We start from the raw sequence: 13,100 nt of genomic DNA, 5'->3' as shown, positions 1-13,100 counted from the left end.
AATAGAAACGAGGCCACCTCAACCCGGCGAGCGGGCTATATCGTGGCGATGTCCCGATATGGCGTCATCCACTTGCGGCCAGTACCAGGCGCGCAGATCGTCGCCGCCACGGTGCGCGATGTGGACGCGGCGCGTGGCTTCGACGCCCATGGGCGGAAAGATCGGCGAGAAGTCGATGCCGGTGAGTCCGTCCCTCCACGAAATGCGCATTTCGCTTGTTGAACTGTCAGTCGTCAAGAAAGCCCGCACCCTGCGGATCCAGGAAACAGTCACCTCAGTCCCAAAACCAAACCGTAAAAGACGGCGCCGCTCCGATGCGATGGTCTGCGCGGCGCCGTCTTCCGTCCCCTGACAGCCGCCGGATGACATTTTGACTTTGCACAGACCGGGACATCTCAACTTTGCTGCAACATCCGGTCTCTGCGTAAGGCGGAGGGTGCCGCAACGTTGACTGATGGCATTCGACCTCAATCACACGGCCGGACCAGCCCGAGGATCATTTTGCCGAAGAATGCTCGTTTCAACAGCTTACTGACGGCGCTGTCGATCACACAATTCGGCCATTCGACTTATCGCTATAAAATCGCCGTCATCGACAAAGAGCTGGGGCTTTAAGAGGCGCTGCGACGAATGTTGCTTTGCATCTCGGCCTCGGTCTCCTGAAGCCAGAACGGCATGTCCATCGTGCGGTACAGTGCGGCCGCGCTGGTGAAATACTTCTGCGCGTGCGCGTGGGGGCCGCTACGCCGGTAAAGCTTGCCGAGGCCGAACGTGCAGTGGGCGACCAACGGACGCATGCCGCGCGTTTCGGCGAGTACCAACGCCCGGCGAAAATGAGTCTCGCCGCGCTCGGCATCGAACCGGTCGGGGTGGGTCGCAAGCTCGCCGAGAAGATGCAGCGCATGAGCCGCGAACCCGGCCTGGTGCGGCGAGGCTTCCAGTGCGCGGGTGCCGAGCCGCTGCGCGTCGTCGAGACGCCCCAGCAACAGCGCTGTCCGACCTAGCCACGGATAGAGCCATCCGAGATTCCCGACATATCCGGTCGCGACCTGACGCTCGACGAGTTGCTCACCTTCCTGAAGCCGGCTCAGTGCCTCGCTGGCGTCGCCAAGCTGCGCCATGTTCCAGGCGGAGAAGGCCACCGTCAGGGAAAGCAGGAGAGGGAGATTTCCCGCCCTGATCACCGCCATTGCACGCTCAAAACCTGGGCGCGCCTGTGCCCACTCGCCCCGCAGCAGGTGGACCGTCCCATCGGTAAGGTGAGCCCATCCGACGGCGTAGGCATCCAGCAGCGGTGCGACGAGCCGGATCGCTTCGGCTGCAGGCTCGGCCGCTTCGGCGAAGCGGCCTAGTTCCGCCAGGCTCATGATCAGGTAGCCACGGTCGTGAACCGATGGCGGAGCGGCGATTCCAAAATTCTCCAAGGCCCAACCGGTAGGCAGAGCGGAAAGATTGTCGGTGGTCAGGTCCACCACCCGGGCATGGTCGCCGCGGAAGAAGCGTACCTGTGAGAGAAAACTTGTGGCAAGGATGCGAAGCCTGAGGTCCCCGAGGCGCCCCGCGATCTCCAGCGCGCGAGCGCCGGACGCAAGCCCGTCGTCCAGCTCGCCGAGCCCGCCGTGCATACTTGTCATGACGGCGCAGACTCGGCCGCGCCGGCCGTCGTCGTTCATCCGCTCGGCGAGCATGCCCGCTTCACGCAGGCGTTCCAGCGCCCGCCCGACTTCGCCGAGCCGGACTAGCAACTGACGCAAGTCGAGTCGGATATCGAAGCCTTGCTCCAGCGTCGACCGACTCTCCGGCAGTGTCGCGAGAACCTCCAGCGCCCGTTCGAAGAATTCGACAGCTTCGCGGAGCGCCCATCGTACATGGGCAAGCCGACCCGCCTTGAGCCAAAAGTCGATCGCCTCACTAGCAAGCCCGGCCTCGGTGAAATGGTGGGCGACCACCTCGGGCAGGCGTTCTACGGTCGCCGCAAGCCGCTCGACCAGAACATTGGCGATATCCGCATGCAACTGTCGCCGCCGGCTCCTGAGCATCGTGACATAGGCGGCGTCCTGAACCAGCGCATGTTTGAACACGTAAGTCGCGTCCGGCGACGTTCCGCGTCGGAAGACGAGGCCGGACGCCATCAGCCGTTCCAGTCCCGCGTGGAGGTCCATCGGGGGCATGGCGGACACGGCGGCAATCAGCTCGTGGGAGAACTCCCGTCCGATCGCAGCGCCGATCTGCGCCACATGTTTGACCGTGCCAAGCCGGTCGAGGCGGGCGACCAATGAAGCTTGCAGCGTGGTCGGGATCGCGAGTGGCGGCAGCGGGCCATCGAGCACGTAGCGGTCCGTCGTCTCGCGTAACAATCTGCTATCGAGCAGCGTGCGCGTCAATTCCTCAATGAACAGTGGGACGCCATCCGTATGCGCAAGGATCTGATCGGTGACGACGTCAGGCAGCGGCTTGTCCTTGGTGACGGCACCAATGATGGCGGCGCTGTCATGACGTCCAAGGCGGCTCAAGAGCAGCATTGTAACATGGGGCTGGCCGCCCCAGGTCGGTTCGAGTTCCGGCCGAAACGTGACGGCCAGCAACACCGGCATGTTAGCGGCGCGCGCGACCAGTCGATCAAGCAGGTCGAGTGAAGTTGGATCGATCCAATGGACGTCCTCGAACACGACCAGGACGGGGCTTTGCGCTGCCAGGCCGTCGAGCTGGTCGAGCAGTGCCGCGAGTGTCATCTCTCGCTTCTGCTGCGGACTGACCGCCAATGCTGGGTAGCGTCCATCCGTCGGCAGCGTCAGCAACTCGGCAATCAGCGCCATGTCGCGCGGCAGATTTTTCGCCGTCGGCTTTAGCAGGGCCTCCAATTTCTCGAGCTTCGCGCTGGAGTCGCTGCTCGGCTCGAATCCCGCGGCCTGTTCCAGCTGCGCGATGAACGGGTGGAGCGCGCTCTGCGCGTGGTGGGGCGAGCAGAAATAGCGAATGCGGGTATGCGGCTCGCCATCGAGACTGCGCAGCAGGCTTTCGGCAATGCGCGATTTGCCGATACCGGGCTCGCCGGAGAGCAGCACGACCTGACCCTCGCCGAGCTTGGCCTGATCCCAGCGGCGCAACAGCCGTTCGATTTCTTCCCGCCGTCCAACGAGCGGGGTGAGCTTACCCGCGCGCCTGGCCTCGAACCGGCTGACGCCGGCCGTCTCGCCGCGCACCTGCCACGCTTCCACCGGTTGCGGCCGCCCCTTCACCTCGATGGGATCGCGTGCGCGGCAGTCGAACATCTGCCCCACCAGCCGCCGCGTGCTGGCGGCAATCAACGCTTCACCGGGCACTGCCGCGGCTTGCAGCCGCGTCGCGATGTCCGACGTCTCTCCGATCGCAACCCGCTGCTGCATAGTGCCGGCCCCCTGCCACTTGCCCACAACTACGAGCCCGGACGCGATGCCGGCACTGGCCTGAAGCGCGGTGCCGAAGGAGTTTTTTAAGGTGCCGACCGCATCTAGAAGGGCACGACCAGCGCGAACCGCTTGCTCGGCGTCATGCTCACGCGCAGCGGGATACCCGAAATAGACGAGTGCGCCGCTGCCTTCATAATGCGCGACGAATCCGTCGAACTGCGCCACTATTTCTGCAGTCATCCGGTGGAATGCCGTGATCAGGTCATGGACATCTTCCGCATCGAGCCGTTCGGAAAGCGAGCCGACCAATTTGCAGACAAGTATCGTCAACTGGCGTTGTTCGAGCTCATCGAGGTTCGCCGCAGTTGCCGCGTACCTAGAATCGCCGGCCGTGAGAAATGCTTCCGCGATGGCAGGCGCGGCATGCTGCGGCTCGGAGCCGTGCGTCTCTGGCGTGTCGGCCGCTCCCCCGCTCCGAATTTCTGAGGCGAGCGCCCGCGTTGCTGCATCCGGCTCGGTGCTGAGCTCGCGCTTCAACATCGAAACGATATCTAGATAATACGTCAGCGCTTCGGTTCTGCGGCCCTTGGCGGCGAGCGCCTGCATGGTTAAACGGTGGACATCTTCCCGCATGTTGTTGAGAGCGTGGGCGCGTTGGCCAGCCTGCAAGGCTTGGTCGATACGGCCGGCGGTCAACTCTTGCCCGCCGATGCCGACCAGTGCGTTCAAAGCCAGTTCCTGGAGCCGCTCGCGTTCGCCGGCTAGCCACTCGCTCCAGCTCTCTTCGCTGACACCGATAATGTCATCCACAAATGGACCCCGGTAGAGATTTGCCGCCGTATGCATCGCATCGTGGCTACCATCCCGGATCAGTGCCTCGAACCGACCGACATCGCACGACACCACGGTTGGGTTCAGCCACACGAACTCGCCATCACTTTTGATGGCGTCCGAGCCGATAACCGGACGAAGCTTGAAAAGCGCCTGGCGCAGGTTCTGCCGGGCTTGAGTGTCGAAGTGGGAGCCCCATAGGAGCGTCGAAAGCCGCTCGCGCGGCTGGGGCGCAGGCCCCGTACAGCCCAGATAACTCAGCAGTGCAGCGAGCTTTTTGTTCGGCAGGCTTATTACGCCATCGGGCCCGGTCAGGACGAAGCGGCCCAGAAGTGAAAGATTGATCCTTGGGCTAACTGCTTCCACTGCTCGGCTTCCAGCTTTTCTCCAAGCTGTAGCACTTTAAGTGTGCAACTTGCACGAATTCACCGCCGCGCGAGAAATAATAACGCTGAAATGACGGCCCACTAACGTCACAGACGTCCCGGACTGCCCTTATGCGCGCTCGTCACCGTCCGCGCGTCAGCTCTGTGGCGCTGCGTTCTCTCACTATTCGTAAGACCGGGTCAGCCGTCTTGCCGCTGCTCTTTCGAGGCGACTGACGGGACTTCGTGTCGAAAGCAAATGCGCTTGGCGTTTTGGAGTTAAGTTATGAAGTTCGAACTCGGTTCGCCGACGAAGTAAACGACGCAGCCAGCATTTGAAGATTCGCATCTTCGCCGCGCTTTTCTCCGACGCACCGCGCTGTGGCTATCATTGTCCATCGTGGTGATCGCGAGCGGCGTCCTTGTGGCCCCGGCCCTCGCTGACGGCGGTGCGGGCGGAAACAACGCGGCTGGTTCCGCATTTGGCGGTGAGGCGGGTTCGGATAACCTATCAGGCGGCTCGGGCGCGGCTGGAAACCCAGGTGCGGCGGATCCGATCGGAGGCCACGGAGGTGGCGGCGGCGGGTCCGGCGGGGACGCGCGAGCGCCGCTTAACGCTGGTGGCGCTGGCGGCGCTGGCAGTGGTGGTGCGGCGGGAGGAGCGGGTGCGACCCGGGCGGACGTTTCTGCGGGGGATGGCGCCGCCGGCGCAGCCCCCGGCGGCGGGGGTGGCGGCGGCGGGTTCAATGTCTATTACGGGTAATGCCAGTTTAAGGTCCGGCGGAGACTTCACGGCGAGTGCCGGAGGTAATGGCGGGGCTGGAAACGGCAGCGGAGGCGGAGGTGGGGGCGGAGCAGGCGCAGCCCAATTAGCGTTGACTGGCAGTGCCAGCAACGAAGTCAGCAGCGGCGATCAACGGATTGGCGGCGCGGGCGGTGCTGGTGGATCGAGCGCAACCGGGGTCGGTGGTTCAGGCGGTACAGGCGGGTTCGGTGCGCTTTTCGCAGCCGGCGGAACGGGGGATGTGCGGTTAGGAGCTCTACTGAGCGGCGGCGCTGGAGGTGCCGGCGGCGTGGGCGGCGCCGGCAATGGCGCTAATGGAGCGGGCGGCGCCGGGGTTGTCGGTCAGGACATCACGACGTTAACAATGGCACGATCCGGGGTGGACTAAATGGCGATGGCGTAACCCGTGCCGCTGCAATCCGTTTCACTGACGGCGACAACACCCTGACACTCGGCAATGCGACAGCTGCCATCATCGGAGATATCGACACCGGAGGCTTCTATCTTACGCTCGCACACCACGCGTTTTCCATTCGTCTGTAACGTGCGATCGCCGGGCGGCTGGTCGCTGCATCGGCTAGCTGGGAGCAATTCGCGGCTTTCTCACGGAAGGTGTCTGCAAGCTTCATTTCATCCTCCTCTAACCCGTCGTTCTTCGGGTCACAGCGTTCTTACTTGCCGCGCTCAATGTCGCGGGCCTGCTGTTCCAATTCGTCCGTCAGCTGGAGAATGTTGCGCTGGACCTCCGGGTCGGAAACCAAGCGCGCCATAGCACGATACTTTTCGACTTTCTCGCGCAGTTCCCTGACGGTACGCCTCGTATGCATTGCATTTCCCTCTGCGGAAACAATACGCTGAAGGGTACAAATAGTTCAGCTTCAAGGCGCTGCAACTAAGCCTGGCTTTGAGTTTTTGGGTTCGGTAGTTCGACTAGCGGCGGCTGCATCGGCGCCGCTGCAGCTCGCAGGGACGCATTTTGCACTTCGTCAGCCAGCTGAATAAGCTGATCATGGAGCCGGGCATACATTTCGCGTTTGGTAGGATCCGTTGCGAGATCCCGTACCAGACCCGCCTCTGCGGCATCTATCCGCAGCTTTTCGATCGAAGCCAAAAAATCTTTCATGAGACGCGTCGCTCCTTGCTGGATAAGGCGGGAGCGCTTTAGGCGGTCTCATCACCGATATATGCCACAGACCTGCGGTGATGATGGACGACAAACTACCGCGATGTCGGTTCCAATCGATTAGATCCAGTAGAGATGCAATTTGCTAGATCGCTGCCTTTCAGGGCGTCCAATCGGGACGCCACCCTTTTTGCATTAGGTCGATCAAGAAGCGAACGAAAAGGCCGGCATTCGCTTATCGTGTGGGTCCTCCAAGTTGTAGAATGAGAATGATGTTTCTTGCAGAAAGACAACGAGTTAATCGGCCGCGTGGAGTGTCAACCAATCCCTATTTGAAGGCGGCACTCGTCGGCACAGCGGGCCTGGTGGCTTCCGCTATTATCAATCGCTTCCTCGCAAAGAAGGCAGAGCGCGACAACCCACCAACTGGCAGGTTCATCAACGTCGACGGCGTCGGTCTGCACTATGTCGAGCGCGGCGTCGGACTGGCTGTCGTGCTGCTACACGGCAATGGCAGCATGATCCAGGACTTTGGGTCGAGTGGATTGATCGACGCGGTCGCCCGCGATCATCGGGTCGTAGTATTTGATCGACCAGGCTTTGGTCACACCAACAGGCCTCGAAACGCGGTGAAGTGGGGGCCGAACGAGCAGGCCGATCTGATTAAAATCGCTCTCGAACGCCTCGGCATTCAGAACGCAATTATTGTTGGCCATTCGTGGGGAGCCTCGGTCGCGGTTGCAATGGGATTACGCCATCCTGCGTCGGTACATGCGCTTGTGCTTGTGTCCGGCTATTATTACCCGAGCTTTCGTCCGGATTTTGCCGCGATGTCTGCGCCTGCTGTACCTGTCATCGGTAATCTGATGAGTGTGACCGTATCGCCGATAGTCAGTCGGTTAATGTGGCCAGCACTCGTCGCCAAGCTGTTCGGCCCGGCTGCAGTGCCAGCCAAATTTAGGCGGTTTCCGAAAGAGATGGCAGTTCGCCCTTCTCAAATCCACGCCGCGGCCGAAGAATCTGGTTTGCTCGTGCTCAATGCTGCCCGCTCTCAGGCTCATTATAAAGAGCTGTCAATGCCTGTAACCATTATCGCAGGCCAAAATGATCGTCTGATCGATCCAATCTCACAGTCTGGACGTTTACATGACGTTGTCGCGCAAAGCAGGTTTCACCCGATCCCGGAGACCGGGCACATGGTGCACCAGACGGCAACTCAATCCGTCGTCGATGCGATTGGTGAGGTCAGCACCCCAGCCTCTGCCGTCGACAAGTAAGGGCAACCTGACGGCGGGATCTGAAAGATCGGTTTAGGACTACGTCCCATATCAGCACCGTCACAGGAGGACGATAAGCGCTGCTAATGCAATCAAACCCGCTATACCCGCCATCATTAATATTAGAAAGAACTTTAACATGCAGAACAACAAGGCGATAACGACGAAGTTGCACGCGTAGTCGCCGATTTGCGAGCGGTGAATGTTTCCCCTGCAGGGCGAAGAACTGTTAGCTTAAATGGGCAACCACCCAGAGGGGAACCCCGTGCCTAAAGCTCCTGGAAAAGCGCACGCGATGGATTTCGAGCAGCTTCTTGAAGCAATCGCCGCAGCAGGCGTGACCTTGTGGACTTGGAATGTTGACTCCGATGAACTCACAATGGATGACGCAGCATTTGACCTTTGGGGCGTCCCAAGGAGCAACAGCGTAACTTTCGAAGATCTTTCAGCTCATATCCACCCTGCGGACCGAGACCGCGTCAGGGCGGCTTTTGCCGCCACACGGGGGATTGTTGGACCCTATGAAATCGATTTCCGTATCATCATAGAGGAAGAAATCAGGTGGATCTCCGCCCGGGGGAAGGGCGACGACGCAGGCATTAGAGATCGCGTAATGTCTGGAATTTTTATCGATGTCACCGGACGTAAGCAGGCCGAGGAGGGGCATGAACTACTCGCCGGAGAAATGAGTCACCGAGTTAAAAACCTGCTGGCGATTGCGTCGGGCCTGACGGCGATCACGTCACGGTCGACGACAACGAGCGTCGAAATGGCGAAAGAGTTGACCCAGCGGTTATCCGCCCTTGGACGAGCCCACGATCTTATCCGTCCAATTCCAGGGCATGAAGGCAAAGCAGCTTTGCTCGGCGACTTATTAACTGTGCTGTTAGCACCCTATGACGACCTCGGTGCATTCAGCGGACGAATTCGCGTGTCGGTACCACGTATGGGCGTCGGAGAAGCGTCCGCGACAACACTGGCCATGGTCGTGCATGAACTTGCTACCAATTCACTGAAGTACGGTGCGTTGTCTGCCCCGACGGGAACGCTTGACGTCGCATGTTCAAGCCCCGACAGCGAAGTCATCATCGTCTGGACGGAGCGTGGCGGACCTACTGTCTCCCCGCCAGTTGGGGCTGGCGGCTTTGGAAGCAAACTCGTTGCGCGAAGCATGACATCTCAGCTTGGTGGATCGATAGACCGTCAGTGGCAGGAAGAGGGAGTCGTTGTAACAATAAAAATGGATAGAGAGAGGCTCGCTACGTGACCAAGCGTGTAAGGCATATTGCGATTATCGTCAGCGTCGGTGTGCGTACCAATGACCGTACCCAATCGACCGGGTTTGACGAAGCCTATATGTGCATCCACAGAGCGTAAGACTCCGACCATTCCAAGGTGCTATTGAAGGGCGGCCGGTAACGATCGCCCTTTATGCTGCGGGCTGCTCGTCGCAGTAAAGGAACACAAAGCATTAGCGCCGTTCAGATTCAGTTCACTAGAGTTTCAATCCCGCATGTCTTTTGGAAGAAGCGAACGAGATCGCCTGCAATTTCCTGGAGCGGTCGGGAGGCCTGGAAGGTTTCGATTGCCGCGCTTACCATGCTTTTCTGTCGCGTCAAGCCAGAAAGTCGCGACGTTCGCCCGTGATGGCCATCTCACACTCGGCGTACACGTCACACAATTCGGTGATCTTCTTTAGTTCTGTCCGTCGTCGGGCTCTTGCTCTGCCCACCCGAACTGTTGCCTTCCTCTTCATCCTGCGCCTTTGAGCTGTGAGGTCCGGTGCACGCTCGATGTCCTCGGGGGCTCTTCGTTACGACCGTGAAGCTCGATCCCATGTCCGTTCTTCGGGGTCTTGGGCATGGTGTTTTCCTTCTTCAGTCTGCAGGCAGGAACGAGCAGAATTCCTAAGGCTATAAAGTCCGCGGAAACGACCCATAAGAATTGCACGTCGAAGACTATTGGCCATGATCAACTAGGACTCGGTTGCAACTCTGCGAGATTTTGGAGCGGTTTTGCTGGAGGCAGCTGAGGATCACAAGGTCGCCCTGATCGAAGACAGCAGCGCAGTATTTTTTCACGTCAGGTGCACAAGCTTGCCGCTCCTGTTCGGTTCCTCCCTGCTGCGCGAGAGCATGTCCGGAGAAGATAACAATTGTCGTCAGAGCCGCGGTAAATAATCTGAGCATGTTGGTCCTCTGGTTGCCGGTTCAAGCGATAGGATCGCAGGTTGTTCCCGACCAGAACCACATGCGGGAAGCAAGCCGGCATTTGTCTAGATAATCAGATCGCGAACGGAACAGGTTCATCTTCGGTCAGTTAGAACCGCCCTGTCACTGACTAGTGAGGAAGACAAAGAGCGCAGCCTATACGGCAGCTAACACTGAAATCGCCCGCTAAGCGGGCCATTTCTTCAAGTCGGTGAATCCGGCGCGCGTTCACGGCGGTTCATTGAGTCGGGAACTTCGCGAAGGCGGAAGTATTGCTCTTTGGCTCGCGGCCAACTTGGACAACGGCGCCAAACTCAACATGTCAGGAAATAGAATGATCCTCCCAACGGATACCATCGTTGCTGTTGCCGACGGTGAAAAGTTGAACCTTTTCCGCAATGTCGGCACCGAAACCGAAATGAGCTTGGTCGCTGCTCCCGGTGAGGAGGTCGAGCCGGTCAGCGGCAGTGGTGGACAGAATAGCAGCTCCGCCAACCCCGATCAGAGTCGGGCGGAAGAAGACGGTTTTGCATCTGGGATCATCGAAATGCTGAATGCTCAGGTGCTAACAAATAAGTTCAGCAATATCGTGATCATCGCCGCGCCGAAGACGCTTGGTGAGATGCGCAAACATTACCACAAAAAGCTCGATGAGGCTCTGGTCGGCGAAATCGCGAAGGACCTGACTGGTCACTCGATAGCGGATATCGAGAAGACGATACTTGCTGCGTAGCTTTTGATCCTCGACCGGCCACTTGGACCAGGCACCTTATCTGGCGAGTTCCAGGAATTGCGAAGGATGAGCCCGATCGACGGGGAACTCTCCGTTGCAATCCGCGTTCGCAATCCGCCGCCGGATACGGCAGTTATCGATAACAGGAGGATGCGATGGGTCTGTTCACTAAAGACATTAAGACCATGGAAGACATGTTTCTTCACGGCTTGCAGGACATCTATTACGCTGAAAAACAGATCACCAAGGCTGCCGCAAATGATCGAGCAGGCGACCAATTAGGATCTTGCCGCTGGTCTTAAGTCGCACCTTGAAGAGACCGTGAAGCAGGTAGGTCGTCTAGAACAGGTCTTCAAGAAGCTTGACAAGGAGCCAAGCGCTACGGATTGCCCAGCCATCGACGGTATCATCAAAGAAGCCAAGGAGACGGCGGGCGAGATCGACAACAAGGCGGTCCTGGACGCCGCCATCGTCGCGAACTCTCAAGCGGTCGAGCACTACGAGATCGCTCGCTACGGCACGCTTATCGCCTGGGCAGAGGAACTGGGTCACGACGACGTTGTGCGGCTGCTGACCACCAACCTTAACGAAGAAAAGGCGGCCAACACCAAACTGAATACCATCGCGCTTCGTAAGGGCGTCAACAAGAAGGCGGTGGCCTGAAGACGCCACCGATCGTCGGTCGCGACGCTGACACTGCAACATCCCGTGGCGCCAGATGGCGGGCACTTCGTCGTGAAGGGCCGCCTCTGGCGCTTGTCCTGCCCCGCCCGGGTGGTGAAGCAGTGATGGAATTTGCAGCCGCCAGCGCGATCGCTCGGGCGGCTTTTTGCATTTAGTGAACTGTTGGCCTTATGGATGGAGGTCCGCTAATCGGCGGCGTCCATCCTCTCGTGCAGTCTGACCGACGGCTCGGATACGTATCGGCGCTCCCGGCAACGGCATTCGCGACATCTTCGGCGGGGGACTGTCGTCCTCATCAAGTGAGCTGAGCGCTGCGAGAATATCGCCGATCCTGACCGTCCCATTGGAGCCGGGGATCTGGCGTAGCCATGGCTTCCCCTCGACAGTAAAAGCATCCGATGCCCACGCCGCAAGAACGCATCGCTTTTGCAGAGTGTCTAAAAAGGGATTCGCGAGAACTTCCCGGGGATGCGTGAAGGTGCTGGCGAGGAGGGAATTTGCGTGGATTTCATTCATCGACACGGCAGACGTCGTCATGTGGGCCTCCTGACTCCTTTCGTTTAAAGGCGATAATCGATGTAGATTTCTACAATCCTCGGTCAAGAGGGGAACCAAAAATTTTTGCGATGTTGCATCGCTTCTACCCGCCGAACTCGCTTTAACAGCCGCGGCCGTACAACACACCTGCGAAGGGGGGCCTCATATATTAGCCCGCATCGTTGTAAACTTCCCAAGCGTCCGGCGATTAGCGCGCAAAAGGACGTTCCATCATTTTACGAAGGCGGCAAGTTCGTCCGGGGTTCCCATCGGGAAAGCTTCTTTCAGGTAGTCCAGAAAAGCAGAAACACGAGCGCTCAGCAGCCGCCGCGAGGGATAAAGAGCCCACAGAGCGATGTCCGGTCCGCCTACGTCGCCCCAATGCACTAACGTGCCAGCAGCCAGATCATGACTTACGAGTGATATCGGAAGACGTGCTGCGCCAACGCCCGCGCGGACTGCGTCGCGCACCATCACAATCGATGAAAGACAGAGCACTGGATCGACCGTGATGCGCGATTTTCCTGTTGGTGTTGTTACGTCCCAGGATGTGATCTGGCCGCCTGCTCCACGCACAACGGCTGGGACAGGCAAGTCGGCAGGTCGAGCCAAACTTGAACTCGCAACGACTACCAGCCGATCGCGCAGAAAGGCTCGTCCGACGAGGCTTTCATCCGGATCTGGATCGATGCGGATGACCAGGTCGTAACCTTCTTCCACCATGTCGACGGGACGGTCTTCGGTCGTGATCTCCAGCCGCACCTCCGGATATTTGAGCGCGAACCCAGCGGCCAGCCTGCCCATGGCGATCTGTGAAAACAGCAGGGGGGCGCTGATCCGTAATTTGCCGCGCGGCTTGTCGCCGCCCGAAGCGATCGCGGCTACCGTCTCGTCGAGCTCGGTAAGCAGGGTCCCTGTCCGCTCGTAAAGTGATCGCCCCTCCTGAGTAAGCTTCAACTCTCGCCCGCCGCGCTCAAACAGGCGCAGGCCGAGGATGCTCTCCAGTTCCGCCACCCGCCGCGACAGCGTTGCCTTCGGGTGACCCGTCGCACGTGCAGCGCGGCCAAACCCGCCATGGCGGGCGACTAGGTTGAAATCGGCGAGGGCGAGTAGGTCCATCTGTTCCATCTATGAGACTGTCTGTCCAAATATACTGTCTATCGGACC

At 59.5% G+C, this 13,100-nt stretch carries 10 protein-coding genes and 1 pseudogene; 4 read left to right on the top strand and 7 right to left on the bottom strand.

Features of this window, described 5'->3' with window-relative positions; translation table 11 throughout:
- Positions 1 to 18: 18 nt before the first annotated feature.
- The 4 genes from AB8B20_RS13385 to AB8B20_RS13370 all read right to left on the bottom strand — a co-directional run bounded on the left by AB8B20_RS13385 (position 19) and on the right by AB8B20_RS13370 (position 6,492).
- Positions 19 to 369, bottom strand: coding sequence for a hypothetical protein (locus tag AB8B20_RS13385; protein WP_439072855.1), 351 nt, complete (start codon positions 367 to 369; stop codon positions 19 to 21).
- A gap of 242 nt (positions 370 to 611) precedes the next feature.
- Positions 612 to 4,586 (bottom strand): BTAD domain-containing putative transcriptional regulator, encoded by a 3,975-nt coding sequence (locus AB8B20_RS13380; RefSeq protein ID WP_439072854.1) that lies wholly within the window; start codon positions 4,584 to 4,586, stop codon positions 612 to 614.
- 1,454 nt (positions 4,587 to 6,040) lie between these two features.
- A complete protein-coding gene (locus AB8B20_RS13375; RefSeq protein ID WP_184511684.1) occupies positions 6,041 to 6,196 on the bottom strand; it encodes a hypothetical protein in 156 nt (51 codons plus the stop codon).
- A gap of 65 nt (positions 6,197 to 6,261) precedes the next feature.
- Positions 6,262 to 6,492, bottom strand: coding sequence for a hypothetical protein (locus AB8B20_RS13370; RefSeq protein ID WP_439072853.1), 231 nt, complete (start codon positions 6,490 to 6,492; stop codon positions 6,262 to 6,264).
- A 269-nt stretch (positions 6,493 to 6,761) separates the two neighbouring features.
- Here AB8B20_RS13370 and AB8B20_RS13365 point away from each other — a divergent pair, with 269 nt between their 5' ends.
- Together AB8B20_RS13365 and AB8B20_RS13360 are read left to right on the top strand one after the other, a co-directional pair.
- A complete protein-coding gene (locus tag AB8B20_RS13365; protein WP_439072852.1) occupies positions 6,762 to 7,769 on the top strand; it encodes an alpha/beta fold hydrolase in 1,008 nt (335 codons plus the stop codon).
- A gap of 295 nt (positions 7,770 to 8,064) precedes the next feature.
- Positions 8,065 to 9,036, top strand: a complete 972-nt coding sequence (locus AB8B20_RS13360) for a sensor histidine kinase (RefSeq protein ID WP_439072851.1) — start codon at positions 8,065 to 8,067, stop codon at positions 9,034 to 9,036.
- 691 nt (positions 9,037 to 9,727) lie between these two features.
- Here AB8B20_RS13360 and AB8B20_RS13355 read toward each other — a convergent pair.
- Positions 9,728 to 9,958, bottom strand: a complete 231-nt coding sequence (locus tag AB8B20_RS13355) for a hypothetical protein (RefSeq protein ID WP_439072850.1) — start codon at positions 9,956 to 9,958, stop codon at positions 9,728 to 9,730.
- A gap of 355 nt (positions 9,959 to 10,313) precedes the next feature.
- Between AB8B20_RS13355 and AB8B20_RS13350 the strand changes: the two genes are divergently transcribed.
- Positions 10,314 to 10,712: a host attachment family protein gene (locus AB8B20_RS13350; RefSeq protein ID WP_439072849.1), complete on the top strand. Its 399-nt coding sequence runs from the start codon at positions 10,314 to 10,316 to the stop codon at positions 10,710 to 10,712.
- A gap of 155 nt (positions 10,713 to 10,867) precedes the next feature.
- Positions 10,868 to 11,375: pseudogene (locus AB8B20_RS13345) on the top strand (YciE/YciF ferroxidase family protein).
- A gap of 189 nt (positions 11,376 to 11,564) precedes the next feature.
- On the opposite strand, the gene AB8B20_RS13340 reads toward AB8B20_RS13345, so the two are convergent.
- Positions 11,565 to 11,933, bottom strand: a complete 369-nt coding sequence (locus AB8B20_RS13340) for a hypothetical protein (protein WP_439072848.1) — start codon at positions 11,931 to 11,933, stop codon at positions 11,565 to 11,567.
- Positions 11,934 to 12,164: 231 nt separating this feature from the next.
- Positions 12,165 to 13,052, bottom strand: coding sequence for a LysR family transcriptional regulator (locus AB8B20_RS13335; RefSeq protein WP_439072847.1), 888 nt, complete (start codon positions 13,050 to 13,052; stop codon positions 12,165 to 12,167).
- Positions 13,053 to 13,100: the final 48 nt, after the last annotated feature.

The organism is Tardiphaga sp. 866_E4_N1_4 (assembly GCF_052076075.1).
GTDB classification, from domain to species: domain Bacteria; phylum Pseudomonadota; class Alphaproteobacteria; order Rhizobiales; family Xanthobacteraceae; genus Tardiphaga; species Tardiphaga robiniae.
Note: the sequence above shows the minus strand (reverse complement) of the source record. Positions and strands in the feature narration are given on the sequence as shown.

Bases quoted from the DNA above. Each gene is read 5' to 3' on its own strand.
- AB8B20_RS13335 (WP_439072847.1), bottom strand. From the start codon at position 13,052: ATGGACCTACTCGCCCTCGCCGATTTCAACCTAGTCGCCCGCCATGGC.
- AB8B20_RS13355 (WP_439072850.1), bottom strand. From the start codon at position 9,958: ATGCTCAGATTATTTACCGCGGCTCTGACGACAATTGTTATCTTCTCC.
- AB8B20_RS13365 (WP_439072852.1), top strand. From the start codon at position 6,762: ATGATGTTTCTTGCAGAAAGACAACGAGTTAATCGGCCGCGTGGAGTG.
- AB8B20_RS13375 (WP_184511684.1), bottom strand. From the start codon at position 6,196: ATGCATACGAGGCGTACCGTCAGGGAACTGCGCGAGAAAGTCGAAAAG.
- AB8B20_RS13340 (WP_439072848.1), bottom strand. From the start codon at position 11,933: ATGACGACGTCTGCCGTGTCGATGAATGAAATCCACGCAAATTCCCTC.
- AB8B20_RS13385 (WP_439072855.1), bottom strand. From the start codon at position 369: ATGTCATCCGGCGGCTGTCAGGGGACGGAAGACGGCGCCGCGCAGACC.
- AB8B20_RS13350 (WP_439072849.1), top strand. From the start codon at position 10,314: ATGATCCTCCCAACGGATACCATCGTTGCTGTTGCCGACGGTGAAAAG.
- AB8B20_RS13360 (WP_439072851.1), top strand. From the start codon at position 8,065: ATGGATTTCGAGCAGCTTCTTGAAGCAATCGCCGCAGCAGGCGTGACC.
- AB8B20_RS13370 (WP_439072853.1), bottom strand. From the start codon at position 6,492: ATGAAAGATTTTTTGGCTTCGATCGAAAAGCTGCGGATAGATGCCGCA.